At 65.5% G+C, this 24,702-nt stretch carries 21 protein-coding genes and 1 pseudogene; 11 read left to right on the top strand and 11 right to left on the bottom strand.

What is annotated here, in order from left to right:
* Positions 1–2: 2 nt before the first annotated feature.
* Together AC1DCF_RS13410 and AC1DCF_RS13415 are read left to right on the top strand one after the other, a co-directional pair.
* A pseudogene (locus AC1DCF_RS13410) lies at positions 3–578 on the top strand (isochorismatase family protein); the annotation flags it as partial.
* Positions 579–815: 237 nt separating this feature from the next.
* Entirely contained in the window at positions 816–1,223 is a 408-nt protein-coding gene (locus tag AC1DCF_RS13415; RefSeq protein WP_477211434.1) for a VOC family protein, read from the top strand.
* Here the strand turns inward: AC1DCF_RS13415 and AC1DCF_RS13420 are convergent.
* Positions 1,148–1,912, bottom strand: coding sequence for a helix-turn-helix transcriptional regulator (locus tag AC1DCF_RS13420; RefSeq protein WP_477211435.1), 765 nt, complete (start codon positions 1,910–1,912; stop codon positions 1,148–1,150). The two genes, AC1DCF_RS13415 and AC1DCF_RS13420, sit on opposite strands and share 76 nt — an antisense overlap.
* Positions 1,913–2,090: 178 nt before the next feature.
* Here AC1DCF_RS13420 and AC1DCF_RS13425 point away from each other — a divergent pair, with 178 nt between their 5' ends.
* From AC1DCF_RS13425 to AC1DCF_RS13440, 4 genes are all read left to right on the top strand, one after another.
* Positions 2,091–2,798 carry a GAF and ANTAR domain-containing protein gene (locus AC1DCF_RS13425; protein WP_477211436.1) on the top strand — a complete coding sequence of 236 codons (708 nt, stop codon included), beginning with the start codon at positions 2,091–2,093 and terminating at the stop codon, positions 2,796–2,798.
* Positions 2,799–2,808: 10 nt separating this feature from the next.
* On the top strand, positions 2,809–3,522 hold the full coding sequence (locus AC1DCF_RS13430) for a GAF domain-containing protein (RefSeq protein ID WP_441790165.1): 714 nt from the start codon (positions 2,809–2,811) through the stop codon (positions 3,520–3,522).
* A 203-nt stretch (positions 3,523–3,725) separates the two neighbouring features.
* A complete protein-coding gene (locus tag AC1DCF_RS13435) occupies positions 3,726–3,905 on the top strand; it encodes a hypothetical protein (protein ID WP_477211437.1) in 180 nt (59 codons plus the stop codon).
* 121 nt (positions 3,906–4,026) lie between these two features.
* Positions 4,027–4,347, top strand: coding sequence for a hypothetical protein (locus AC1DCF_RS13440; protein ID WP_441790163.1), 321 nt, complete (start codon positions 4,027–4,029; stop codon positions 4,345–4,347).
* A 78-nt stretch (positions 4,348–4,425) separates the two neighbouring features.
* Here the strand turns inward: AC1DCF_RS13440 and hpaD are convergent, their stop codons facing one another.
* The 4 genes from hpaD to AC1DCF_RS13460 form a co-directional block, all read right to left on the bottom strand.
* Positions 4,426–5,505, bottom strand: a complete 1,080-nt coding sequence (gene hpaD, locus AC1DCF_RS13445; RefSeq protein ID WP_477211438.1) for a 3,4-dihydroxyphenylacetate 2,3-dioxygenase — start codon at positions 5,503–5,505, stop codon at positions 4,426–4,428.
* Positions 5,506–5,649: 144 nt separating this feature from the next.
* A complete protein-coding gene (hpaE, locus tag AC1DCF_RS13450) occupies positions 5,650–7,143 on the bottom strand; it encodes a 5-carboxymethyl-2-hydroxymuconate semialdehyde dehydrogenase (protein WP_477211439.1) in 1,494 nt (497 codons plus the stop codon).
* 47 nt (positions 7,144–7,190) lie between these two features.
* A complete protein-coding gene (locus tag AC1DCF_RS13455; protein ID WP_477211440.1) occupies positions 7,191–7,910 on the bottom strand; it encodes a GntR family transcriptional regulator in 720 nt (239 codons plus the stop codon).
* Positions 7,910–9,397 (bottom strand): fumarylacetoacetate hydrolase family protein, encoded by a 1,488-nt coding sequence (locus tag AC1DCF_RS13460; RefSeq protein ID WP_477211441.1) that lies wholly within the window; start codon positions 9,395–9,397, stop codon positions 7,910–7,912. Before AC1DCF_RS13460 ends, AC1DCF_RS13455 begins: the two co-directional genes overlap by 1 nt.
* A 121-nt stretch (positions 9,398–9,518) precedes the next feature.
* Here AC1DCF_RS13460 and AC1DCF_RS13465 point away from each other — a divergent pair, with 121 nt between their 5' ends.
* Positions 9,519–10,523: an aldo/keto reductase family protein gene (locus AC1DCF_RS13465; protein WP_477211442.1), complete on the top strand. Its 1,005-nt coding sequence runs from the start codon at positions 9,519–9,521 to the stop codon at positions 10,521–10,523.
* Between the two features lie 120 nt (positions 10,524–10,643).
* On the opposite strand, the gene AC1DCF_RS13470 is transcribed toward AC1DCF_RS13465, so the two are convergent.
* The 5 genes from AC1DCF_RS13470 to AC1DCF_RS13490 form a co-directional block, all read right to left on the bottom strand.
* A complete protein-coding gene (locus tag AC1DCF_RS13470) occupies positions 10,644–12,314 on the bottom strand; it encodes a thiamine pyrophosphate-binding protein (RefSeq protein ID WP_477211443.1) in 1,671 nt (556 codons plus the stop codon).
* 205 nt (positions 12,315–12,519) lie between these two features.
* Positions 12,520–14,667 (bottom strand): hypothetical protein, encoded by a 2,148-nt coding sequence (locus tag AC1DCF_RS13475; RefSeq protein WP_477211444.1) that lies wholly within the window; start codon positions 14,665–14,667, stop codon positions 12,520–12,522.
* Between the two features lie 113 nt (positions 14,668–14,780).
* Positions 14,781–15,617: an HpcH/HpaI aldolase family protein gene (locus AC1DCF_RS13480; RefSeq protein WP_477211445.1), complete on the bottom strand. Its 837-nt coding sequence runs from the start codon at positions 15,615–15,617 to the stop codon at positions 14,781–14,783.
* The gene (hpaH, locus tag AC1DCF_RS13485; RefSeq protein WP_441790154.1) at positions 15,602–16,387 is read right to left on the bottom strand and encodes a 2-oxo-hept-4-ene-1,7-dioate hydratase; all 786 of its coding nucleotides are present in this window, start codon (positions 16,385–16,387) and stop codon (positions 15,602–15,604) included. The genes AC1DCF_RS13480 and hpaH overlap by 16 nt, the downstream gene beginning before the upstream one ends.
* 90 nt (positions 16,388–16,477) lie before the next feature.
* Positions 16,478–17,527: an Lrp/AsnC family transcriptional regulator gene (locus tag AC1DCF_RS13490; RefSeq protein WP_477211446.1), complete on the bottom strand. Its 1,050-nt coding sequence runs from the start codon at positions 17,525–17,527 to the stop codon at positions 16,478–16,480.
* A 111-nt stretch (positions 17,528–17,638) separates the two neighbouring features.
* On the opposite strand from AC1DCF_RS13490, the gene AC1DCF_RS13495 reads away from it, so the two are divergent.
* The 4 genes from AC1DCF_RS13495 (at position 17,639) to AC1DCF_RS13510 (ending at position 22,526) form a co-directional block, all read left to right on the top strand.
* The gene (locus AC1DCF_RS13495) at positions 17,639–18,922 is read left to right on the top strand and encodes a M20 metallopeptidase family protein (protein ID WP_477211447.1); all 1,284 of its coding nucleotides are present in this window, start codon (positions 17,639–17,641) and stop codon (positions 18,920–18,922) included.
* 67 nt (positions 18,923–18,989) lie between these two features.
* A complete protein-coding gene (locus AC1DCF_RS13500; RefSeq protein ID WP_477211448.1) occupies positions 18,990–20,291 on the top strand; it encodes an MFS transporter in 1,302 nt (433 codons plus the stop codon).
* Positions 20,292–20,456: 165 nt separating this feature from the next.
* Complete coding sequence (locus AC1DCF_RS13505; protein ID WP_477211449.1) at positions 20,457–21,872, top strand: pyridoxal phosphate-dependent decarboxylase family protein; 1,416 nt, start codon at positions 20,457–20,459, stop codon at positions 21,870–21,872.
* A gap of 66 nt (positions 21,873–21,938) precedes the next feature.
* Positions 21,939–22,526: a TetR/AcrR family transcriptional regulator gene (locus AC1DCF_RS13510; protein ID WP_477211450.1), complete on the top strand. Its 588-nt coding sequence runs from the start codon at positions 21,939–21,941 to the stop codon at positions 22,524–22,526.
* A gap of 93 nt (positions 22,527–22,619) precedes the next feature.
* Here AC1DCF_RS13510 and AC1DCF_RS13515 read toward each other — a convergent pair whose 3' ends face one another.
* A complete protein-coding gene (locus AC1DCF_RS13515; protein WP_477211451.1) occupies positions 22,620–24,635 on the bottom strand; it encodes a primary-amine oxidase in 2,016 nt (671 codons plus the stop codon).
* Positions 24,636–24,702 lie beyond the last annotated feature (67 nt).

The raw sequence follows: 24,702 nt of genomic DNA on the forward strand, positions 1-24,702 counted from the left end.
CCGTGGCCAGAGCACTGTTCATCATTGACGTTCAGAATGATTTCACCGAGGGCGGTGCCCTCGGCGTCGACGGAGGCACCCAGGTCGCCGCCGGGGTGAGCGAACTCTTGGCGCAGCATCCGCTCTACTACGACAGCGTCTTCGCCTCCCGTGACTGGCATGACATCGACAACGACAACGGTGGTCATTTCGCCCGGGATGCCGCGCCCGATTTCGTGACCACCTGGCCGGTGCACTGTGTAGCCGGCACCCCCGGCGCCGAGTACCACCCGGCCCTGGTGACCGACGCGGTCACCTTTCACATTCGCAAGGGGCAGGGCAAGGCGGCGTACTCCATCTTCGAAGGCACGACAGAGGCAGGCGAGAGCGTCGGCGCGCTGTTGACCGCGCGCGGTGTGACGGATGTCGACATCGTCGGCCTCGCGACCGACCACTGTGTGCGGGCCTCGGCGCTCGACGCGCTTGATCACGGCCAGCACGTGCGGGTGTTCACCGACCTGATCGCGGGAGTCGCGGCGACGGCGAGCGAAGCGGCCTTGGCCGAGCTCGCGCACGCCGGCGCGGTGCTCGCGCGATCTGAAGCGATCGTCGAGGAGCCGGCTGCCGAGGAGCCGGCTACTCAGGAGCCGGCCGCGGAAATGCCGGATGCGGCGGTGCCAACTACTGAATCGCCGGCTACTGACTCGCCGGCCGACGATGCCGAGGACGGCGACGACGAGTGGGCCGGGCACTCCTGATTGGCCGACTGCGCCTCGGACTCGCCCGATGTCCGAATCATTCAAGACGGGGTGAAGCTCGCTTTGTAGTCTGTCGATATGAGCATTCACTTCAGTTTCATCGGCCTTGTCGTGGCCGACATGGCGCGTTCCCTCGATTTCTATCGGCGCCTCGGGGTGCCAATTCCCCCGGACTCGGATGCCGAGCCGCACGTTGAAGCGACTCTGCCCGGCGGCTTCCGCCTGGGCTGGGACACCATCGACACGATCAGAACCTTCGATTCCGCGTGGAGCGCACCGAGCGGGAGCCACCGCGTGGCGTTGGCGTTCGACTGCGAGTCGCCGGCCGGGGTCGATGCTGCCTTCGCCGACATGGTGGGCGCCGGGTTTACCGCGCATGTTGAACCGTGGGATGCCTTCTGGGGGCAGCGCTACGCGACGCTTCTCGACCCCGACGGCAACTCAGCCGACCTGTTTGCAGCACTGCCCGACTCGCTGGCCAGCTGACCGGGGGTGACCCCGGCCAAGGCTCGCACCTCCCGTGTCAGATGCGACTGGTCGGCAAAGCCGCCGAGGGCAGCCACGTCGGCGAGGGGGAGACCCCGCTCGAGCATTCCGAGGGCGCGCTGAAAACGGAGGATGCGCTGGAGTGTACGCACCCCGTAGCCGAAATCATCGACGGCGCGTCGGTGAAGCTGGCGCGAGGAGACACCGAGCCGATCGGCGATGAGACCGGCAGGCAAGCCGGCGTCGGCCAACTGAAACAGCCCCCGGCTGCGATGGGCGCGGCCGAGGTCGAGAGCGTCGAGGCGGGTGACGATCAGTTGGTCGAGGGTGTAGGCGAGCGTGTCGGCATCCGTTGTCCGGCTGGATTGCAAACACTCGGTCATCGGGTCGACCAGTCGAGAGGCCCAGATTGCGTCGAGAGGGATGCGCTGATCGGTGAGTTCGTGCGCGGCCGTGTGAAGGAGAGCCGGGGCGAATCCCGGTGCGAAGCGGATGCCCGCCGTGGGGCGTCTCGGCACGGCCTGGGCGAGCTGGGCGTGAGTGTCTGCACCGGCGACGATCAGTCGATCGCCGAGCCAGATGATGTCGATGGAGCCGTCGGGAACGATTCGAGTTGAGCCGGCGAACTCCGTCGAATCCGTGCACCAGAGCGTCGCTCCGGGAACGTGGGACGGCAGCTCACGGTACATCCCTCAAGTATCCTCTCGGCCGGCCTCGTCGGAAATCTCGTGCACCCCTGCCCACGCTGTACTCTGAAATCATGTCGGCGAGCCGCACCTACGGTGCGCTGTCGGATTCAGATCCTTCATATCGACCGCGGGGGTAACGTGGCTGTTTGGTATCTTCAGTTTGACGGGGGGACGCGTCATGTCTGAGCGCAATGCGATGGCTGTGGCCACTGGTGAGCTCTCGAACGCCTTCGAACGTCGTACCAGTCTGTGCCGCCCCTTCCTGTCGGTCTTGCCCATCGAGGGCGCCGCAATTTCGATGCTCGGGGCACCGTTCGGCATCGAGACGGTGTGTGCGACAAACCCGCAAGCCGCGCGGGTCGACGAATTACAGATCGACCTCGGCGAAGGCCCGAGCTGGGACGCCTTTACCGGGCGAACACCCGTGTTTGCCTCGGACCTGACCAAACCCGGCCGATCGACCTGGCCGATGCTCCTTGCGGCTCTTTCTGCGGATGCGGTCGGTGCGCTGTACGCGTTTCCGCTTGCCGTCGGATCGCTCGAAATCGGGGCGGTCGAGCTGTACGCCGAATCTCCCGGCGAGCTCACCTCGGCGCAGGTCAATGACGCAATAGCCCTGGCCGATCTCGCGGCGGTGCAGCTGCTCAAACGGGCGATGGCTTCGCACGAATTGGAAGCACAGTTTGTGCCGGGCGAGAAGGAGTACTCCCGTCGGGTTGAGCATCAAGCAACGGGCATGGTTCTCGCGCAATTGAACGTGAGCGCTGCCGACGCCCACGTCATCATCCGGGCACATGCCTTTGCGCACGGCAGATCAGTACGTGAAACGGCGAATGCAATTGTCGAACGTCGACTTGACCTTTCGTCTCCGAATGCCGAGTTTTAGAATAAAGGGTATGGCGTTGAAGACCAGAGAGATTCAGCTCGTCGAGACATTTGTCGCCTTGGCGGATACCCTTGTGGCCGGATACGACATGGTCGACATGTTGCACACGCTGGTCGAGAGTTCCGCGGAAATTCTTGACGCCTCGGCCGCTGGCATCCTCCTGGCAGATGCCGACGGCGAGCTGGAGGTCGTGGCGTCGACCAACGAACGCAGCCTTCTTGTCGAGTTGATGCAGCTGCGTGTCGGCGGCGGACCCTGCTTCGAATGCGTCACGACTGGCAAGCCGATCGCGGTGCCCGACATCGACCAGGTGGGCCCGCGCTGGCCGCAGTTCCGCTCCGCTGCGTTGGAGCAAGGATTCGTCTCGCTTCAAGCCGTTCCTCTGCGACTGCGTGACACGACGATCGGCTCGCTCAACCTATTCTGGGAGCAGCCCCGGGTGCTCGATCGGGGCGACGTAGATATCGCACAGGCACTCGCCGATGTTGCGACGATCAGCATCCTGCAAGAACGCGCGATTCGGGAGAACGACATCGCGAGGGAACAGCTTCAACGCGCCCTCAACAGCCGGGTCTTGATCGAGCAAGCCAAGGGTGTGGTGGCCCACACACGGAACGCGACGATGGAAGACTCATTCGACCTGATCCGCAGCTATGCGCGCGCTCACCAGTTGGCACTCGGCGATGTCGCCGCCGGTATCGTCGCACGCACGTTGGAGCTCTAACCGGCGTTACCTGTGCCGGTTGCATGAGACCACCGGTTGCATGAGACCACCGGTTGCATGAGTACGGGTTGCATGAGCCGGCTAAAACAGGCCGACTGTATCAACCGGTAGCGTCAGATTTGATGCCGTTCTATATTTAAGAGAAGCCCCAGACCCCGGCCCGATTGTAACTATTCAAATCGCGAGGAATCGGGAGTCTGGCGATGAAACTTTTTCTTCTTGACAGCAATCCGGCTGTCACCGATGCCGATCCGGATGTTCCGGACGACGTCGAGACGGTGGCGCGCGACGAACGACCGGCACACCACAACGACGACTCGAAGTATCGGGCGTGGGAGTTCGACGATGCCGATCGAGCGATGGTTGAAGACCTCAGCTACTGACGTGGAATCGCGGTCATTGCCGCAGCGCGTCCACGCCACTTTGTCACTGAGCTAGCGGCGGCTCTGGCGGCGCCCGATCGGGCGCACGCCCCCTTCTCTTCAACAGCGAAGGAGACCGGGAATGATGCACATCTTCCACACCAGCGGATCGATCCTGACGGGAAGCGATCTGGGTGAGGCGCTGCTGCTTTACGCGAATGCATTGACCACACAGCGCCACAAGGACACCGTGGACATGTTGGTCGTCGATGAGCGAGGACGAACCGCCCACGCCGCTGTCGTCATCGGCTACGGCAGCCCGGTCGCCGGGTTTCCGGCCAAGGGGACGGGGCGCGAGCTCGTCGACCCCGACCGGCTCGACGCATTGTGCCGGCGCACGCGCGATGAATTGATGCCGGCGGGAAGCACGAGCAAGATCGGCGAACGTACGCTCCTCGACTGATGAGAGGAGTCGACCGGCCGTGAGTCAACCAAGCTTCGGGGTGCCCCGCTGAAATGCGCGGGGCACCCCGATACATCGTTAAAGCGTGTTGCCGAGTTTGAAACCCTTCTCCACGTCACCCTCGCGGGTGTACGAGAAGCCGTCGGCGCCGACCGTGACGGCCATCTCGCTCGCGTCGGTGCGCGCCACGATCGGCTGTGGGTTGCCGTCGAGATCGAGCACAAGCGAGGCCTCGGTGTACCAGCTCGGCACGACAGCGTTGCCCCACCAGTCGCGGCGCTGGTTGTCGTGCACATCCCAGGTGACGACGGGGTTGTCGGGGTCGCCGGTGTAGTAGTCCTGCGTGTAGATCTCAACCCGGTGGCCGTCGGGGTCGGTGATGTAGAGGTAGAACGCGTTCGAGACGCCGTGGCGTCCGGGGCCGCGTTCAATCACATCGGATTTGCGCAGGGCGCCGAGCTTGTCGCAGATGTAGAGGATGTTGTGCTTCTCGTGCGTCGAGAACGCAATGTGGTGCATCCGCGGACCGTCGCCACCGGTGAGGGCGGTGTCGTGCACGGTGTCCTTGCGGCGCATCCAGGCGGCGTAGGTGACGCCGTCTTCATCCTTGATGTCCTCGGTCACCCGAAACCCGAGATCTTCCATGTAGGCACGCGCACGCGGCACATCGGGGGTGACCTGGTTGAAGTGGTCGAGACGTACCAGAGCGCCGGCGCCCATCAGCTCGTAGTGCCAGGACATCCGCTCGACATGGTCGACCTGGTAGAAGAACTCGTAGGGAAAGCCCAGCGGGTCTTCGACGCGCACCGAGTCGCCGATTCCGTTGACGAAACCCTCGGAGCGACGCTCGACTCGACAGCCGAGCTCGCGAAAGTAGGCCTCGGCGATGTCGACGTCTTCGGGCGTGCGCACCCGGTAGCTGAACGCGGCGACGGCGGCGACCGGGCCCTGGCGCAGCACCAGGTTGTGGTGGATGAACTCCTCGAAGGAGCGCAGGTAGATGGAGTTCTCGTCTTCTTCGGTGACGACGAGGCCGAGGATGTCGACGTAGAACTCACGCGAGGCGGCGAGGTCGGTGACGACGATCTCCATGTAGGCGCAGCGCAGGATGTCCGGGGGCGCGATGGAGGGGGTGGGGATGGGTGCTGTGGTGCTCATGATGTCTCCTCGTTGAGTATTTGCCGTTGATCGAGCTGTCGAGATCTCGTGACCGGGTGTCGACAGGCTCGACCACCGGGGTTGCGTTGATCGAGCTTGTCGAGATCTCGTGACCGGGTCTCGACAGGCTCGACCACCGAAGGGCTAGTGGGCGCCGAAGCGGGCGGTGTGCACGGCGCCGAGCGTGATGTGCACGGCCTGCTGGTCGGTGTAGAAGTCGATCGAGCGGTAGCCGCCCTCGTGGCCGAGGCCCGAGGCCTTGACGCCGCCGAACGGGGTGCGGAGGTCGCGCACATTGTGCGAGTTCAGCCAGACCATTCCGGCCTCAATCGACTGGGCGAAGGTGTGGGCGCGCTGCAGGTTGCTCGTCCAGATGTAGGCGGCGAGGCCGTACTTCACGCCATTGGCGAGAGCCAGCGCTTCCTCGTCCGTGTCGAACGGGGTGATCGACACGACCGGTCCGAAGATCTCCTCCTGAAAGATGCGGGCACTCGGGGCGACATCCGCGAACACGGTCGGTGCAACATAGTTGCCCTCCGGCAGGCCCTCGGGACGACCGCCACCGGCGAGCAGGCGGCCTTCGCCCTTGCCGATCTCGACGTAGCTCATCACCTTGGCGTAGTGCTCCGGGTGCACGAGCGCGCCGACCTCGGTCTGCGGGTCGTGCGGGTCGCCGACCACGATGTTCTGAGCGCGTGCGGCGTAGCGGGCGCAGAAGTCGTCGTAGATGCTGCGTTCGACGAGGATGCGGCTGCCGGCGGTGCAGCGCTCGCCGTTGAGCGAGAAAACGCCGAACAGGGTCGAGTCGATGGCGGCCTCGAGGTCGGCGTCGGCGAAGACGATGGCGGGGGACTTGCCGCCGAGTTCCATCGACATGCCCTTGAGGTTCGCCGCGCAGTTGCGGTAGATGGTTTGGCCGGTGGTCGTCTCACCGGTGAAGGAGATCAGTGGCACATCGGGGTGCTTGACCAGCGCGTCGCCGGCCTCTTCGCCGATGCCGTTCACGAGGTTGAAGACGCCGTCGGGCAGGCCGGCGGAGCGGAAGATCTCGGCCCAGAGGCTGGCGGACAGCGGGGTGAACTCGGCCGGCTTGAGTACGACGGTGCAACCGGAGGCGAGGGCAGGGGCCAGCTTCCAGCTCTCGAGCATGAACGGGGTGTTCCACGGCGTGATCAGCCCGGCGACGCCGACCGGCTTGCGGTTGACGTAGTTCACCTGGAGGCCCGGAACCTTGTAGGTGTCGTCCGCCTGAGCCACGATCAGGTCGGCAAAGAAGCGGAAGTTCTCGGCCGCGCGCTGCGCCTGGCCGAGAGCCTGCGTGATCGGCAGGCCGGTGTCGAAACATTCGAGTTCGGCGAGGCGGGCATCCTGCGCTTCAATCGCATCCGCGATCTTGTTGAGGATGCGCGAACGCTGACGCGGCTTCATGCGCGGCCACGGGCCGTTGTCGAAGGCGTCCTTCGCGGCGGCGACGGCGAGGTCGATGTCCTCCTGCTGGCCGGCCGCGGCCGTCGCATAGGTCTGGTTCGACACCGGGTCGAGCACGTCGAAGGTCTTGCCCGAGACGCTTTCGACGAACGCGCCGCCGATGAAATGCTGAATCGACGACGGCAGCCCGTCGGGAATGTAGTGGTTCATCTGTGTCTTTCCTCCATTGGATCAGGCAGATTGGGGGCAGGGGTGAATCAGTAGGCGGTCGCTGCAGCGTTGCTGGTCGGCACGGGAGCCTCGGCCGGCTGAGCAGCAGACGGATGTTTGTGCTCGGCCTGGTACGCCAACATCGCGTCGAGCGTCGCCGTGCGGTGAGCTCGTGCCGCGAGTTCGATCTCCAGTGCGGGCGCCCCGCCTTCGATCAGTCGCAGCAGGTTTTCGTGTTCCTGCACCGATGCGCGGGACCGGCCCGGCACAAAGCTGAAGGTGGAGTCGCGCAGCACGTTCATCCGGTTCCAGCCGCGGTGCACCAGGTCGAGAATGTGCGGGTTCGGGCATTCCTCGAACAACACGGAGTGAAATTCGAGATTCAGCTGGGTGAACCGGTGCGGGTCGAAGTCGTCGAGACAGGCGATCATCTGTGCGTTGATGGCGCGCGCCCGGGCGAAGTGATCGGCGGTGAGGGTTGGCGCCGACAGCGCCGTCGCCGCGCCCTCGACGATGCTCAGGGTCTGCATGGTGTGCAGGTATTCGGTCTCCTGGATCATCGCCACCTGCGCGCCGACATTGCGCTCAAAGGTCACGAGTCCTTCGGCTTCAAGCAAACGAATCGCTTCGCGCACCGGCACGACGCTGACGTCGAGTTCCTTGGCAATCTGACCGAGCACCAGGCGAAAGCCGGGCACGAAACGGCCGTCGTTGATGCGCTCGCTGATCCACTGGTGAGCCAACTGGGCCTTGCTGAGGGAAGGCATCAGACACCCGGCCATTCGAGGTAACGCTTCTTCCAGGCCGCGTTCATCGGGAACAAACCGTCGACCGGCTCACCGGCCGCGACCATCTCGGCCACAAAAGTCTCTTCACGCTCCTGCACGATCGCCGCGTCGACGACTTCTTCGACAAGCGCAGGAGGAATCACGATGACACCGTCTCCGTCGCCGACGATCACATCACCGGGCTGCACTGCCGCGCCGCCGCAGGCGATCGTGACGTCGGTGTCCCACGGCACGTGACGGCGGCCGAGCACCGAGGGGTGCGGGCCCTGAGAGAAGGTGGGGATATCGAGGGACGCGACGATATCGAAGTCGCGCACGCCGCCATCTGTGACGATTCCGGCGGCGCCGCGCACTTGGGCGCGCAGCGCGAGCACGTCACCGACTGTGCCCGTTTCACGCACGCCGCGGGCCTCGACCACCAGCACCTCGCCGGCATTCACCGAATCGAAGGCGCGTTTCTGAGCGTTGAAGCCGCCGCCGTGCGATTCGAAGAGGTCGGGGCGGAACGGCACGAAGCGCAGCGTGCGGGCGCGTCCGACCATCTTCGCGCCGGGCTTGTTGGCGGCGACGCCCTCAATCGAAATGTCGTTGTAGCCGCGGCGGCGCATCTGCACGCTGAGTGTTGCGACGCCGACGCTCAGGATGCGCTCCCGCAGTTCGGGTGTGAGCTCGAAGGACGCTGCGGATTTCTGCGGTTCGGCGATGCTCGACACGGCGGGAAGGAGACCGGCGGCTTCCGCGCTGCCCCAGGCTTCGGTGCGCTGCAGGTCGTCGACGCTCGGCTTGGTGCCGAAATCGCCGAACGGTTCGGTGCCCGCGGTGATTGTGGTGACCAGACGGCCGCTGGTCGGCGCACCCGGCGCGGTCGGCGCATCCACTTCGACTTCGACGACGTCGCCGGGGCGGGCGACCGAGGATCCGGCCGGGGTGCCGGTGAGGATCATATCGCCGGGCTCGAGCGTCATCAGCTGGGAGAGGTCGGCGACGAGCTGGCCGAACGGAAAGAGGAGGGTGTCGGTGGTGTCTTCTTGCACGAGCGCGCCGTTGACCCAGGTGCGCACGCGGAGGGCGGCCGGGTCGATGTCGATGGCGGGAATGACGCCGGGGCCGATCGGGGTGAAGCCGTCGCCGCCTTTGGAGCGCACGTTCGACCCCTTGTCGGCGGCACGCAGGTCGTAGAGGCCGAAGTCGTTGGCTGCCGTCACACCGGAGACGCGTGACCATCCTTCGGCGGGGGAGACGCGGCGGGTGCGCTCGCCGATGATGAGGGCGATCTCACCCTCGTAGGCGAGAAGTTCGGTGCCGGCCGGCCGCTCGAGAACGTCGCCGGTGGCGGAAATCGAGGAACTCGGCTTCAGAAAGTACGACGGCTGGGCGGGAATGCGGCCGCGCTGTTCGGCACGCGAGCGATAGTTCAGGTGCACGGCGATGATCTTGCCCGGTGTAGTGAAGGTCTCGTTGCTCATTACGTCCTCGTCGATCGTGGTATCACAAATGATATACGATCTGGAGGTGGTTGCCAAGGATGGTGATCGAGAACCAGCGAAATAACTAGGCCGTCAGCGATCGAATTCGTAGGCTGAGCCCATGGACTATCGCTTCTTGGGCGCTTCGGGCCTCAAAATCTCTGAAATCACCTACGGCAACTGGATCACCCATGGCTCCCAGGTGGAAAGCGATGTCGCCAGCACCTGCGTCCGGGCAGCGCTCGACGTCGGAATCACCACCTTCGACACCGCCGACACGTATGCCAATGGCGCGGCGGAGGACGTGCTCGGGGCGGCGCTCGCCGGGCAGCGCCGGGAATCTCTCGAGATCTTCACCAAGGTGTACTGGCCTGTTGGGCCGAAGGGGCCGAACGACACCGGCCTCTCACGCAAGCACATCATGGAGGGCATCAACGGCTCCCTGCGACGGCTGCAGATGGACTACGTCGATCTCTATCAGGCGCACCGCTTCGACTACGAGACCCCGCTGGAGGAGACGATTCAAGCGTTCGCGGATGTCGTGCGCTCCGGCAAGGCGCTCTACATCGGTGTCTCGGAGTGGAACGCCGAGCAGCTGCGCGCCGGTCAGGCTCTGGCCAAGCAGTCCGGATTCTCAATCGTGTCGAACCAGCCGCAATACTCGGCATTGTGGCGGGTCATCGAGGCCGAGGTCGTGCCGGTGTCGAAGGAGCTCGGGATCGCCCAAATCGTCTGGTCGCCGATGGCCCAGGGCGTGCTCTCCGGAAAATACCTGCCCGGTCACCCGGCACCGGAGGGAAGCCGCGCCACGGACGACAAGGGCGGTAAGAACTTTATCTCGCGACTGATGGAAGAACCTGTGCTGACCGCGGTGCAGAAGCTGCGACCGATCGCCGACGACCTCGGGCTGAAGATGTCGCAGCTCGCGATTGCCTGGGTGTTGCAGAACGACAATGTGTCTGCCGCGTTGGTGGGGGCCTCCCGGCCGGAGCAGATTATCGAGAATGTCGCAGCCGGCGGCGTGCGTATCCCGGCGGAGCAGATGGCGGCGATCGATGCGGCGCTAGGCACCGTTGTCGTGCGCGACCCGGCGCTGACGGTGAGTCCGCCCGCGCGGGTCGTCTAGCGCTCACCCGCTCAACCCCGCCGAGAACCCGCCGAGTTTGACACTTGCGGTCGAGACACCCCGATGTGCCGGGGATTCTCGACCGGAACCGTCAAGCTCGGCGGAGGGGAATGGTGGGCTCTAGTGTTTGCCCGTCGCGAACGCGTAGATCTCGTGCTGATACGGCGCCATGATCGTGCCCGAGATGCGGCAATCGAGCAGATAGACGCCGTCGGCATCCGTGGCCAACCACTGCTCGAACGCATCCAGATCGTCGAGGGTGTTGATCACGTCACCGTGACCGCCGAGCGCGCGGGAGAGGGCGGCGAAGTCGGCCTGCTCGATCATCATCGGGCGGGTATCGAGCCCCATGCGTCCGTACATGTGGATCTCGGCGCCGTAGGCGGCATCGTTCCAGACCACGATCACGCCGCGCCTCGTCGAGCGGATGACGGAGTCGAGGTCGGCCAGCGCCATCAGGCCGCCGCCATCGCCAGTGGTGATCACGAGCGTCGGGTCTGGCAGGGCGGTCGTCGCGCCGACGGCGCTCGGAAAGCCCAGGCCGATGGTCTGGAAGGCGGTGCCGACCATCATCATCCGGTTCGGGGCCGCGACCGGCCAGTAGGTGTTCGCCCAACCGATGAAATGCCCGCCGTCGGAGACGACGACGCGGTCGTCGGGCAGGAGCTCGGCGAGACGAGTGGCGACCCGGCGCGGGTCGAGCAGGCCGTCGGGCAAGTTCTCATCGCCGGCATCGCGGCGGTGCAGCGAGCCGTCGGCGAAGCCGTCGATCGCTTCGCGCCAGCCCGATGCGGGGGCGCCGATGCGGGCGAGGTCGGCCACGATCGCCTCGACGGCGAGGCGGGCGTCGCCGACGATCAGGGTGGTGACCTGCGGATGCGTCGCCTCGGCATCCTCGTCGATCCGGATGACCGTGGTTCCGGGCGCGAAGAGGGAGCCGAAGCTCATCGTGAACTGGTTCATGCTCGCGCCGACAACGAGCACGACGTCGGCGGTGCGCACGAGTGCCATCGCCTCGTCTTGACCGAAGCCGCCGGTGACCCCGAGGTCGAATTGTTGCTTCGGGAAGATTCCGCGGCCCAGCGCGCTCGACCCGGTCACCGCGCCGAGGGTGTCGGCGAGTGCGCCGAGCGCGTCGGCCGCGCCGGACACCCAGGCACCCCGGCCGGCCAAGATGAAGGGGCGCTGGGCCCGCGCGAGCACGGCCGCGGCGGCATCCGTCTCGGTGGCGGTGGGGGCGAGCGGTGCCGTGAGGCGGAGCTCGGTGGGGAGCGTCTCATCGCCGGCCGGCGCCGCGACCAAGTCGTAGGGGATCGCGAGCACGACGGCGGTGCGGTTGTTCAGGGCATGCTCGAGCGCAATGAGCGTGGTTCGGCCGGCATCGTCGGCGCCGACGGTGAAGGTCTCGGCGCCGAGGGAAGCGGCCAGGGCGACCTGGTCGATGTCCCAGGGGCGAAGTCCCGCGGTCGGGGCCTCGCCGACGACGACGACGAGGGGGATTCCGGCGCGCACCGACTCGGCGAGGGAGGTGGCCATGTTGGTGAAGCCGGCGCCGTAGGTGACGGTGGCGACGGCGACACGGCCGGAGGCGCGAAAGTAGGCGTCGGCGGCGGCGACGGCGGCGGTCTCGTGGCGCACGGCGGTGTAGCGCACACGGGTCGTGTCGTCGGTCACCCCTGCGCCGGTGAAGAGGGCGTTGATGAAGTGGGCGTTTCCGTTGCCCATCACGCCGAAGACGTCGGTGACGTGGGCGGAAATGGCGTCGGCGACGCGCGTTGACACAGTGGTCATGGGTGAATCCTTAACGAGTCATATAGCGGGTGTTCTTCCGTATATGTCTCGCGATGCGATTCCCGATCGCTCAGCGCCCCTTTTCCGGGCGCAACGGCCAAAGCCGTCAGACCTGACGATTCTAGGGGTTAATCACGCGAGAGGTCGCAGTCCGCCCCCCTCGATCGAGTTCAAGGGGGGTCTGCGACCTCTCGCGAGCGTGGGGTTAGCGAACCCGGCGCGCCCGCCGGGTGCCGGCGACGGCACTGGCGCCGGCACCGAGCAGCACGAGTAGGGCGACGAGCCAGAGGGATGCGGCCGGGTTTGTGCCGGTGCTCGCCAACGCAGTGCCGCCAGTTCCGGTTGCGGGGGTCGTTGTGCCCGGGGTAGTCGTCCCGGTCGCAGCGACGGTGAAGGACAACGTGGTCACGCGCCCTGAGGTCTCGCCCACCGCGACGATGTGGTGCAGCCCTGGAGCCACAACCGGAACCACGAACGTGAGCGTGCCGGAGCCGACGCTGTCGGTCTTGACCGTGCCGAGGAAGATGGGGTCGGAATGCAGCGTGACGCTGACGCTCTCTCCCGGGGCGAAGCCGGAGACTGAGACGCTCGCCTTTCCGCCGACGGTGCCCTGTGTCGCGGGTGCCGTCACGGCCGGGGTTCGGGCGGTCACCACAAGATCGACTGTAGCCGAGTCGGAGGCGAGCAGTGTGCTGTCACCGGCGAAATGCGCGATGACGGACGTCGTGCCAGCCGGAGGAGCAGTGAAGCTCGCCGTTGCCCGACCATCGGTCAGGGTGCCGGAGGCGAGTACGACGCCCGCAGCTGTTGTCACGGTGTAGCCGCCGGTCGCGGCAACCCCGGTGAGGCCGGTCACTTCGATGGTGGCGGACGCGGATGTCCCTTCGACGACGGTCGAAGTCGTCAGGGTGGTCGTCGAGGCGGCCTTCGAGACGGTGAGTGTGCCGGCCGCGCTGAGCGGGATCTCCTGGGGAGTGGCGACGGCCGCGGTGAAGCCGAGCGACCCGAGCGGCGGGTTGCTCACGGCCAGTTCAGCGGTGCCCGACGCGTCGACCGGTGCGGTGCCGAGCGGTTGAGCCGACGAATCGGTGAAGCTGACGGTGCCGGTGAACGCACGCGCATCCGACCGGCTGACCGTTGCCCGGAGCGTTCCGGGCGAACCGATGCTGGTGCTGGTGGCGTAGGTCGACAACGTCACATCGCTGATCTCGGAGAGTGTGCCCTGGCTCCCGTTGGGTACATAGAGTGTGCCGCCCGCGCGCGGGTCGAAGACTCCGCCGTTCGCTCCAAAGCCGACGGTGGCGAGCGGGATGGGGGTGGCCGCCGAAACGACGGGCGGGATGACCGTGACCTGTGAGCGGATGCGTGAGGGGTACACCGTCGTGACGACGAACGTGGTTCCGTCAGCGCGCACGCTGATCGATGCCGGCTGCGACGCCGAACTCGCTCCGACTGGCAGCGGGGCGAGTGGTTCAGTGCGCGTGACAATGGCTGATTTCTGGTCGTCGGCGACGGTGAGCCACGACACGGAATTGTCAACGATGCTGGTGATGAGAACCTGACCGGTTGCGGAATTGACCCCGACCCCGACCGGCGAGGCGGCAAGGGTAATGACGCCGAGCACGACCGCGGGCACAGCGTGTGTGTCGATGACGGTGAGGGTCTTGGACACCGGGCTCACGACATAGAGACGGTCACGGTCGTTGTCGATGGCCATGTTTCCCTCTCTGCTTTCGAGGCCGGTCAGCGTCTGCACGACGTTCAGGCGATCCGGGCCGTCAGAGGCCCCAATCACCGACACGGTGCGCTGGCCGAGATGCAGGGCGTACACGCGACCGTCATTTCCGACATCGAGCTGCTGGGGGTTGTCCTCGAGTCCGGTGGTGATCACCGGGGGGAGCGGCGCTCCCGCGCCGATCTGCAACGGGTCAATCACTGAGATGCCCGGGTCGTAGCTGTTGTGAGCCACATAGACGGTGCCGTCCACCGGAGAAACCGCAGTGTCGATTGCGGCGTAGGCGCCGGCGGCGCCGAGGGGGATCAGGGTGGCCGCTCCCGTGGCCAGGTCCACCTGAGCGACCTTCGGAACCTCAGACGCGACGGCGAGATAGAGCCGATTGCGCGAGGGATCGATCGATCCCAGCGCAAGAGCCCATTCTCCGGTCTGCGCTCTGACGTTCAGAGTCGACGCGACGGCGGTGGTGGTCGTGCTGTTCAACACTGTCGGCCCTGGTGCGGGTGCGGCCAGGGCGGCACCCGTGCTCAGGAATCCGAGTGACAGGGTGGCAGCGGTGGTGAGCGCCAGGAAACGCCCTGCCTTGGTCACGTGGAAATGACGGTGGGCATGCGGCATTGAAGGCTCTCCTTTGTCGGGACAACGGCGAGAGGCGACTCAGCCATCGTGCCTCCCATCCTCTCGGAGCGAGCAATCCAGCGCCTCCCCCATTCCGAGGCGCACTGTGCGATCTAGTAGCTCGCGCGCGGCGCCGGATCGGGTGGGGTCGCGGACGCGGGCGCGGAGACAGCACGATCGTGAATGTACCTCTGCGCGAGGGCCTCCGAGGAGCGCGCCAGAATCGCGACATCCGCCCCGACGAGCACGAAGTTCGCCCCCGCCGCCAAGTAGCGTTCGGCAGTTTTCGGCGCGAATGCGTTCACCCCGACCGGCTTGCCGAGCGCCACGATTGTGCGGATGCAGTGTTCGACCGCGGCGACGACATCCGGGTGATCCTGCTGACCGAGCAGGCCCATGGATGCGGCGAGATCTGACGGTCCGATGAACAAGCCGTCGACGCCGTCGACCGCCGCGATCGACGCCACGTTCTGCACGGCCAAGGCGGTTTCAATCTGTACGAACAACGAAATGGTGTCGTCGGCATTCGCGAGGTAGCCGTCGATTCGGTTCCAGCGCGCCGCCCGGGCCAGGGCGCTGCCGACCCCGCGCACCCCGAGCGGCGGGTAGCGCACGGCGGCCACCATCTCGCGGGCGTGCTCGGCGTCGTCGACCATGGGGATGAGCAGATTCTGTGCCCCGAGGTCGAGCAGCTGCTTGACGATCACCCGGTCGCCGATCGGCACCCGCACCAACGGAACGATCGGGTAGGCGGCGACAGCCTGCAGCTGGCTGAGCGTCGACTCGAGACCGTTCGGGCTGTGCTCGGTGTCGATGAGCAGCCAGTCGAGGCCGCTGCCGGCACAGATTTCGGCGACGAGGGCGCTGCCGGAGCAGACCCACATCCCGATCTGGGGGCGGTCGGATGCGGCCAGGGTGTCCCGGAAGGTGGGGTCTACTCGAAACGACATGTGATTGCTCCCAGCTGTCCGTAGTCGGCGTGAATGGTGTCGCCCCGTTCGACCCACATCGGGCGCGTGAAGGAGCCGGCCAGGATGATCTCGCCCGCCTCCAATCGCGTACCGTGCTGGGCGAGCTTGTTGGCGAGCCAGTAGACGCCGGCGGCCGGATGGTTCAGCACGGCGGCGGCGACACCCGATTCCTCGATGGTCTGGTTGCGGTAGAGCAGCGCCCCGACCCAGCGCAGGTCGACGTCGCCGACTTTGACAGGGTTGCCGCCCATCACCATGCCGCCCATCGCGGCGTTGTCAGAGATCGTGTCGACGATGGTGCGTCCGGGCATTTCGAGGCGGGAGCTGAGAATCTCGAGCGCCGGAATGACGTAGTCGGTCGCATCGAGAACATCGAACAGGGTGCAGTTCGGGCCCTCGAGCGGCTTGCCGAGCACGAAGGCGAGTTCGACCTCGATGCGCACATTCGAGAAGGAGTCGAACGGGATGCTCGCGCCGTTTTCGTAGATCATGTCGTCGAAGATGACGCCGTAGTCGGGCTCGGTGATCCCGGTGGCGACCTGCATCACCTTTGAGGTCAGGCCGATCTTGCGGCCGACCAGCCGGCGACCGGCCGCGATGCCGCGTTCTTTCCACAGGCTCTGGACCGCGTAGGCGTCTTCGACGGTCATCTCGGGATTGCGGGCGGTGAGCCGGGGCACCGTGGTGCGAGACCGGTCGGCTTCGAAGAGTTCGTCGGCGATCTCGGCGATCCGTGAGGGTTCCAACACGTTCAGCACCACTTCCTTGTTGATGGGAACTCGGGCGTCAGCGTCATGTCGCGTTTTTCTTCGATGCGTTGTTGACCGTTCGCCCGTTTGTTAGATCGTATACGATGCAAGCCCGGATGTTGGTGGTCGCGGTGTGACGACGGTGCCCGTGGAAGTTCCGTCGGGGCGCAGCATCCAGCCCACCCGTTTGACGATGTTGAGGGCGATCGCGCTCTCGGTGAGCTCGATGCCGGGAATCTTCTCGACGATGAGCCTCTCGGTTGGCATGACATCGGCGATCCCGGTGAGCCACATCACGATGATGAAGTTCGTGGGCCCGGTCGTGGAGGCGCAGAGACGCACGTTCGGCAGCGAACGGATCGCCTCGGCGGCCAGCTCGTGCTGGCCGGCCGGAACCTTGGCAAACCACTGGCAGGTCAGGGGGAGCCCGGAAATCGGCTGAGCGATTTCGGTGCGAAACGACACGGCGCGGCTTGCCAGCATGCGCCCGAGTTGTCGTCTGGCCGTCGCCGGATGCATTCCAGTTTCTCTCGCGATATCGGCGGCGGTCGCGCGTCCGTCACGAGCCAGGATCTCGGTGATCGGCCAGGAGGGTGGCGAAAGCTCGACGGGTGGCGTCGCCGTGGTGAGCGGGGCGAGCGCACGAAATCCCGAGATCTGTGTTTTGTCGAGTGCGTTCAACCGCCAGGCGTCGCCGCTCACGTGCAGAGCGGTGCACACCGAGGTTTGATAGCGGGTCAGGCCATCGATCCGGGAGAGCAGCGGAAAGATCTGGTCGCTGAGCCCGGCCATCGACGGGGTGAGCACGGTCAGCAGGAGATCACGGTTGCGGGCTGAGACATCGACCGAAACGACCTCGGGAATCGCGCAGACCGCGGCGATGACCGCATCCCGCCGGCTCAGCTCGCACTCGATATCGATGAACGAGAGGCAGCGTTGCGAAGGGGTTCCGATGAGATGCGTCGTCACCCAAGCACAGCCTGCGTCGCGAAGTCGCCCGAAGCGGGCTGCCAGGGTGGTGGGGTGGCTGTCGAGCACTCGAGCCGCGTCGCTCCAGCTTGCACGCGGCGCAATCTGTAGGCCGTGGATCAGAGCGAGATCTTCTTCGGTCACGTCAAAATCTGCGGATGTCTGCATCATTTCTTGCGATTTTGCATCTGGAATGCAGATTTCGAGAGATTTTTCGGCATGTGCGCAACTTCACCACACAATTGGCGAACCCTGCAAGTGACCAGAATCAAGGAGGAACTGGTGTCAACAACTCTCGACGCCCACGCGATCGAAGCTGACCTGGTGATGCTGCGTCACGAACTGCACCGCTACCCGGAGGTCGGCCTCGACCTGCCGCGTACCCAGGCGCGCGTGCTCGCGGCGCTCGAGGGGCTTCCGCTGGAGATCACACTGGGCACGGGATGCAGTTCGATCGCAGCGGTCCTGCGCGGCACGAGTCAGGCATCCGCCTCTCGCCAGCCGAGCAGTCGACCGACGGTGTTGCTCCGCGCCGACATGGATGCGCTTCCGGTGCAGGAACAAACGGGCGTGGCCTATTCCTCCCGCATCGATGGCGTGATGCACGCCTGCGGGCACGACCTGCACACCGCGATGCTGGTCGGGGCCGCACGAGTGCTCTCCGCCCACCGCGACCGACTCGACGGCGATGTGGTGTTCATGTTCCAGCCCGGCGAGGAGGGATTCGACGGTGCCTCGATCATGATCGACGAAGGCATTCTGGATGTCTCCGGTCGCCGCGTCGACGCCGCCTACGGCATGCACGTCTTCTCCGCCCTCGAACCTCATGCCCGGTTCTCGACGAAGCCCGGCATCATGATGGCGGCGTCCGACGGGCTGAAGGTCACGGTGCATGGTGAGGGTGGCCACGGATCCGCGCCTCACCTGGCCAAGGACCCGGTCGTCGCCGTCGCCGAGATGGTGACGGCGCTCCAAGTGATGGTGGCGCGGCAGTTCGACGCCTTCGACCCGGTCGTCGTGACGGTGGGGCTCTTGCAGGCGGGCACCAAACGCAACATCATTCCCGACACCGCCTACTTCGAGGCGACAATCCGCTCGTTCTCCGTCGCGTCGCAGGTCACGCTGCAGAGTGCGGTTCCGCGACTGCTCAAGGGAATCGCGTCGGCCCACGGGCTCGACGTCGCCGTCGAGTACATCACTGAGTATCCGCCGACGGTCAACGACGCGTCAGAAGCCGAGATCGTCGCGGGCGTCGTGACCGACGTTTTCGGCGCCGAACGGTACTCCCGTCTCGCGAAGCCGATGGCGGCATCCGAGGACTTCTCCCGCATTCTCGAGGCGGTGCCCGGCGCGTTCATCGGCCTGGGAGCCATCCCCGTCGGCGGCGACCCCCGGACTGCGGCGTTCAACCACTCACCTTTCGCCACGTTCGACGACAGCGTGCTCGCCGACGGCGCAACGCTGTTCGCCGAAATCGCCGATCGGCGGCTGGCGCAGCTTCTCACCCGCGCACCGGCCGACCTCGCATCGGCCAACCTCCCACCGGCCAACCTCCCACCGGCTTGACGCGCACTTCAGCGATCGACCTCGTGCTCATGCACGATCATTCCGTCCACTCAGAGAAAGTAACCAGATGACTAGCACCACAGCCGTTGCGCCGTCACCAGTTCAACGTCAGAAGCAAACCAGAAAGACATTGGTCGGCACCGGAATTGGAAACGCCCTCGAGTGGTACGACTGGCAGACCTACGCCACGTTCGCGCCGTTCTTCGCGACCCAGCTCTTCAACTCCGACGACAAGGTCAGCGCCATGCTCTCCGCCCTGGCGATCTTCGCCGTGGGCTTCGTCGCTCGCCCATTCGGCGGGCTGCTGTTCGGCTGGATCGCCGACCGGCGTGGCCGCAAATTTGCGCTCACCTTGGCTGTCGGTATCGCCTCGTTCGGCGGCCTGCTCATCGCGGTGACTCCCACGTTCAACAGTGTCGGAGTTCTCGCCTCGGCCATGCTGCTCGGGGCACGCCTCATTCAGGGTCTCGCCCACGGAGGTGAGATGCCGTCGGCGCAGACCTACCTGACCGAGTCTGCACCGAAAGAAAAACGCGGTCTGTGGTCGAGCCTCATCTACTTCTCCGGCATGCTCGGCATCCTGTTCGCGACATTGCTCGGCGCCGTGCTCAATATGGCACTCAGCGAAGAGGCCATGCTCGCCTGGGGCTGGCGGGTGCCGTTCTTCCTCGGTGCCATCCTCGGCGTGTATGCGCTCGTGATGCGCGCACGTCTGCATGCGACTGAAGCTTTCAACAAGATTGAGCTGGCCGTGCGCAGGGAATCGATCTGGCCGCAGGTGCTGAAAAACAAGAAGCAGGCGCTTCAGGTGATCGGCCTCACCGTCGGCTTCACCGTCTCGTTCTACGTCTGGGGTGTCACGGCCCCCGGCTACGCGTCGACGGCATTCGGGATGGATCGTGGCCAGGCACTCTGGGCCAGCGTCGTCGGTAACGTCGTTTTCTTGATCGCCCTCCCGCTCTGGGGAATGCTTTCCGACCGCATCGGGCGTCGCCCCGTGCTCATGATCGGCACGTTCGGCGCGGCCGTGATGTTCTTTCCGATGATGGCACTCCTGCGCGAGCAGCCGTGGCAGCTTGCCGCCTCGATGAGCGTCATGCTGCTCTTCCTGGCCGCGTGCGCGTCAATTGTTCCCGCGGTGTACGCCGAGCTGTTCCCGACTCGCATCCGCACCGTCGGCACTGCAATTCCGTATGCGCTCTGTGTGGCGATCTTCGGCGGTACCGCCCCGTACCTGCAGGCCTGGTTGAGCTCGATCGGCGTCAGCGTGCTCTTCTCGGTCTACGCGGTTCTGTTGCTGCTGGTCAGTACTGCGGTGATCGCGTTCACTCTGAAAGAAACCAAGGGTAAGGACCTGACGGAGGTGTAAACCTCGGCTGTGCATCCCGCGAATCGAAAACCACCGCGCTCGGTGAGTACCTGCAGCGCGGTGGTTTTTTGATCTGCTCCGGTTGATTGATCTCACTCTCGCTCGACGTACCAATGAAGTACAGTCGGCCTGGAGGGGGATGGGGCTGATGAAGGGTGCAGACCGATGACTCGAGAAAACAACAACTCGCCGGGCAACGCGGCGGCCGCTGGCAACCCGGGCCGGATGCATTCCGTCTCAACGGAAACCACGCAGCTGATCGATTTGGTGCTCGACTACTCGCGCCGCCGAATGCTGTCCAGTGACACCCCGCTCGACAAGCCGGAGTCCGAAGCCGCGCTCGACCGGCTGGCCGCCGGAGCGCTCACCGAGGGCGGCATCGGCGCCGAGCGGGCGCTCGCGCTTTTCGAGGATGTGCTGGCGCCGGCCTGCATCACCACCGATCATCCGCAATACCTCTCGTTCATTCCAACGGCTCCAACGAAGGCAGCGACCGCATTCGACCTCGTCGTGTCGGCCAGTGCCGTCTATGGCGGGTCCTGGTTGGAGGGCTCTGGCGCGGTCTATGCAGAGAATCAGGCGCTGTCGTGGCTGGCGAACGAATTCGGCCTCCCCGCGACTGCCGGCGGAGTCTTCGTGCAGGGTGGCACCCTCGGAAACCTCTCGGCCCTCGTCGCCGCTCGCGACCACGCCCGGCGCGCACGCCGGGAAATCGGGGCCGCGATGCCGACCCGCTGGGCTGTCGTCTGCAGTGCTGAGGCGCACTCGTCGATCGCATCCGCTGCCCAGGTCATGGATGTGGATGTCGTGCCCGTTGCTCCGCGCGACTCCGGTTCCCTCGGCGGCGAGGCCGTGCGGGCGGCGTTGGAGGAGTATGAGGGATCGGTGTTCGCGGTCGTCGCGACCGCCGGTTCGACGAACTTCGGCATCGTCGATGACGTGGCTTCAATCGCCGCGTTGAAGGGGGAGTTCGATTTCTGGCTGCACGTTGACGGCGCCTACGGTTTGGCGGCGATGCTATCCCCGCTGGCGCGGCCGCTGTTCGCGGGAGTCGAGCATGCCGACTCGGTGATCGTCGACCCGCACAAGTGGCTGTTCGCTCCATTCGACGCCTGCGCCCTGATCTACCGCGACCCGGAGGCCGGACGCAAGGCGCACACACAGCATGCCGAGTATCTCGACACACTCACGCAGATGTCCGATTGGAGCCCGTCGGACTACGCGGCGCACCTCACCCGTCGCGCCCGGGGTCTTCCACTCTGGTTCTCACTGGCCACCTATGGCGCCGGCGCCTACCGCGATGCAATTGGTGCGTCGCTCCAACTCGCCCAGCAGATCGCCGAGGAGATCGAGCGCCGGCCGCACCTCCGTCTCGTGCGCCGGCCGCAATTGTCGGTGGTGGTGTTCGAACGAGACGGATGGCTGCCGGCCGACCACGAGGCATGGTCGGCCCGGCTGCTCGGCGAGCAGCGCGCGTTCGTGACGCCCAGCTCGCACGCCGGTCGCACGAACACTCGTTTCGCCATCGTGAACCCGCTGACGACGTTCGAACAGCTCACGGGCATCCTCGACACGATGTGAAGGCCGGGCACCGCTCCGAACCGCCGCGCGCCGATAGTCTGGCGTTCCGAGTGCGAAAGAGGAGCGATGCCGAAGATCGTTGATCATGCCGAGCGCCGCCGGACGATCGTCCAGGCGACCTGGCGACTGATCGCCACCCAGGGCATCCGCGCCACCACCATGCGCGAGATCGCCCGTGAGGCCGGCGTCGCCAACGGAACGCTGGTGCCGTATTTCACCGACAAGGATGCGATTCTGACGGCAGCCTTCGAGCACGTGTTCGCTGCGACCAACGATCGTTTCGCCCGGGCCCGCTCGAATCAAACCGGGCTCGCGGCCTTGCGCGTGATGTTGATCGAGATCTTCCCGCTCGATGGGGAGCGCCTGCTTGAGGCGCGGATCGTTGTCGCGTTCTGGGAACACGCCGCCACTGACCCGGCGCTGAACCAGTTGCACCAGAACACCATGGCCCGCTGGCGCGCCGAGATGCTGGAGTATCTCGAGGAGGCGAAGCGGGAGGGCCAGGCTCGATCTGATCTCGACACCGGTCTGGTCGCCGACCAGCTGATGGCCATGCTGAACGGAGTGCAGGTGCTCACCGTCTTGTCGTCAGACCTTGGCGCCGCCGCACGCTTGACAGCGATGCTCGACGACTTTCTCACACGTCTGAACTGAACTGAACTGAACGCCCACGCACCGACATGACCACACAACGACATGACCGGGCGGCCCGTGCCGCCCGGTCATCGTCTGAGAGCGAATGAGCGCTTAGCGCTCGCAGCCCGCACAGACACAGCCCGCGCTGTCGCCGCCGCTGTGATCGCAGGCGCACGCGCTCGCGCCATGGCCGGCCGAGGCAGACGCCGGCACGTTCAGAGCAGGGTTGCGACCGAAGAACCCGTAGGGCTTGAGCGTGAACTTCGCGTAATCGACGGGCATCACCGGCCAGTCCTCGACGCGCGGGAAGTGCGTCGGGCCGAAGGTGTGCCAGAGCACGATGTCTTCACCGTCAATGCTGCGGTTCGCCGCGCTGTAGCGGGGCAGGCCGTCGCCGCCCGGGTTCTGGTTGGGCAGGTCGCCGGCCGCATAGCGCTCCGCGGGGGAGTACCGGGTCACCCAGAGGTGCTTGCGGGTGAAGCCGGCACGCTGAGCAATGACAGAGTCGTCGGCGGCGAGCAGCGTCGGTGTTCCCTGGGCAAGCAGCTCATAGCCGACCGGGTATCCGAGGCGATTCGTCTTCTCCGTGTTCACGACATGCCAGGCGCGGCCGACCGCGGGCTCTGCGTCGCGCGCGCCCTCCGACTCGACCCGCAGTCGTGTCGTCTTTTTGGTGAACGCATTGCCGTACGGGTTCGTGTCGCTGATGGGCAGGCGCACGGCATCCACCTCGTTGACGGCATTCGACAGACCGTCGACCATCATGTCGAGGCGGGCACTGAACAGGTGCTGGTGGTACGGAGCACCGAGGCCGGGCGCCACCTCGCTGGCGAAGTCGCCGGCTTCGGGGTCATACGCCGAGGTGAACAGCACGCCCGTCAGTTTGGCCTCGCACTCGATGGTGCCGTCGAGGTAGAGGTACCAGTAGAAGCCGTAGTCGTAGTTGCCGACGGTCGTGAAGAAGCTGATCACCAGGCGGCGCTGACGACGGACCTCCGCGGCACCGGTGTAAATGTCAGTGTGTTTCCACAGGGTGCCGAAGTCTTCCTCGTGCATGCAGATCGCGTTGGGGATGACATGCGGGTTGCCGAGTTCGTCGGCGAGGGTCGCGTCGAAATAGTGAATCTCGCCCAGACAGTCACAGCCGAGCTTGAGCGAGTTCGCGTAACGACCGTAGATGTACTCGCCGGTGTCGAAGTAGTTCTGCCAGAAGCGGGTCGGTGACGGGTCGCCGTAGGGCACCACCATCTCCGAGATCGAGGCGCGGTAGATCACGTCGCGCTCCTCGCCGGCATCCGCATCGTTGAAACGGATGCGACGCAGCACAAGACCCTCGCGGGCGTCGAAGCCGACGCTGAACCGCCAGTTCGCCCAGGTGACTTCCTCACCCTCAACGGTGAAACTCGGCCCCTCGGGCTGGGTGATCGAGATCGGCTTCAGGGTGTCGAGGTCCGGCCCGACGACCGCGCGGTCGTTGAAGTTGCCGCCCTCGGCGGGGATCGGGTAGACCTTGTGGTCGATCAGGTTGAACATCTTCTGGTCGATCATGTCGACGTAGGCGCAGAGGCCGTCGACGGGGTGCGCCCAGCAGTGGTCGCCCTCATATTGCTGCATGAAGGCGAGCACACGGATGATCCGGCGGCCTTTCTCCTCGGCGAAGCCGTAGTTGCCGGCGGAGAGGGGAGCGAGCGCAACCTGATCATGCGTGATGCCACGTTTGGCGAGGGCTGCATGCCAGTCGGGTTCGTTGGCCAGGATGCCGTCGATGGACCCGAACTCCTCGTCGAGGATGGCCACCTGACCGGTCTCGCCGTCGATATCGAAGACGGTGATCTGCCCATCGCCAAGTGAGACTCGCGCATCGAGCGCGATGCCCGTCGCCTGGTCGAGGAGCACGGAACGCAGAATGCGCGGCAGTTCGCCGCCGCTCAGAACAGCTGCTTTGTCTGGTTCGTCGACGCCCAGATAGACAAAGCGCGTGGTGTCGCTGACATGGCCGGCCGCCGAGAGGAGACTGCGCGCCGTCACGATTTCTTCGGCCTGCAGGCTGGCCAATGGGTCGGCCGGTGCGGGCAGTGACGCCGGGGTGCCGGCATGTAGTGCTGCGTTCGGTGACGTCGTTGTCATGTTTCACTCTCTTCTCTGTTTTTTCCCTACGGTTGTAGGGTAACTTAGGTCAACTCCACAAAACAAG

The sequence above is a fragment of the Leifsonia sp. 10L418 genome (assembly GCF_056395445.1).

Coding starts and splice junctions, on each gene's coding strand:
- AC1DCF_RS13415 (WP_477211434.1), top strand. CDS start 816: ATGAGCATTCACTTCAGTTTCATCGGCCTTGTCGTGGCCGACATGGCG.
- AC1DCF_RS13420 (WP_477211435.1), bottom strand. CDS start 1,912: ATGTACCGTGAGCTGCCGTCCCACGTTCCCGGAGCGACGCTCTGGTGC.
- AC1DCF_RS13425 (WP_477211436.1), top strand. CDS start 2,091: ATGTCTGAGCGCAATGCGATGGCTGTGGCCACTGGTGAGCTCTCGAAC.
- AC1DCF_RS13430 (WP_441790165.1), top strand. CDS start 2,809: ATGGCGTTGAAGACCAGAGAGATTCAGCTCGTCGAGACATTTGTCGCC.
- AC1DCF_RS13435 (WP_477211437.1), top strand. CDS start 3,726: ATGAAACTTTTTCTTCTTGACAGCAATCCGGCTGTCACCGATGCCGAT.
- AC1DCF_RS13440 (WP_441790163.1), top strand. CDS start 4,027: ATGATGCACATCTTCCACACCAGCGGATCGATCCTGACGGGAAGCGAT.
- hpaD (WP_477211438.1), bottom strand. CDS start 5,505: ATGAGCACCACAGCACCCATCCCCACCCCCTCCATCGCGCCCCCGGAC.
- hpaE (WP_477211439.1), bottom strand. CDS start 7,143: ATGAACCACTACATTCCCGACGGGCTGCCGTCGTCGATTCAGCATTTC.
- AC1DCF_RS13455 (WP_477211440.1), bottom strand. CDS start 7,910: ATGCCTTCCCTCAGCAAGGCCCAGTTGGCTCACCAGTGGATCAGCGAG.
- AC1DCF_RS13460 (WP_477211441.1), bottom strand. CDS start 9,397: ATGAGCAACGAGACCTTCACTACACCGGGCAAGATCATCGCCGTGCAC.
- AC1DCF_RS13465 (WP_477211442.1), top strand. CDS start 9,519: ATGGACTATCGCTTCTTGGGCGCTTCGGGCCTCAAAATCTCTGAAATC.
- AC1DCF_RS13470 (WP_477211443.1), bottom strand. CDS start 12,314: ATGACCACTGTGTCAACGCGCGTCGCCGACGCCATTTCCGCCCACGTC.
- AC1DCF_RS13475 (WP_477211444.1), bottom strand. CDS start 14,667: ATGCCGCATGCCCACCGTCATTTCCACGTGACCAAGGCAGGGCGTTTC.
- AC1DCF_RS13480 (WP_477211445.1), bottom strand. CDS start 15,617: ATGTCGTTTCGAGTAGACCCCACCTTCCGGGACACCCTGGCCGCATCC.
- AC1DCF_RS13490 (WP_477211446.1), bottom strand. CDS start 17,527: ATGATGCAGACATCCGCAGATTTTGACGTGACCGAAGAAGATCTCGCT.
- AC1DCF_RS13500 (WP_477211448.1), top strand. CDS start 18,990: ATGACTAGCACCACAGCCGTTGCGCCGTCACCAGTTCAACGTCAGAAG.
- AC1DCF_RS13505 (WP_477211449.1), top strand. CDS start 20,457: ATGACTCGAGAAAACAACAACTCGCCGGGCAACGCGGCGGCCGCTGGC.
- AC1DCF_RS13510 (WP_477211450.1), top strand. CDS start 21,939: ATGCCGAAGATCGTTGATCATGCCGAGCGCCGCCGGACGATCGTCCAG.
- AC1DCF_RS13515 (WP_477211451.1), bottom strand. CDS start 24,635: ATGACAACGACGTCACCGAACGCAGCACTACATGCCGGCACCCCGGCG.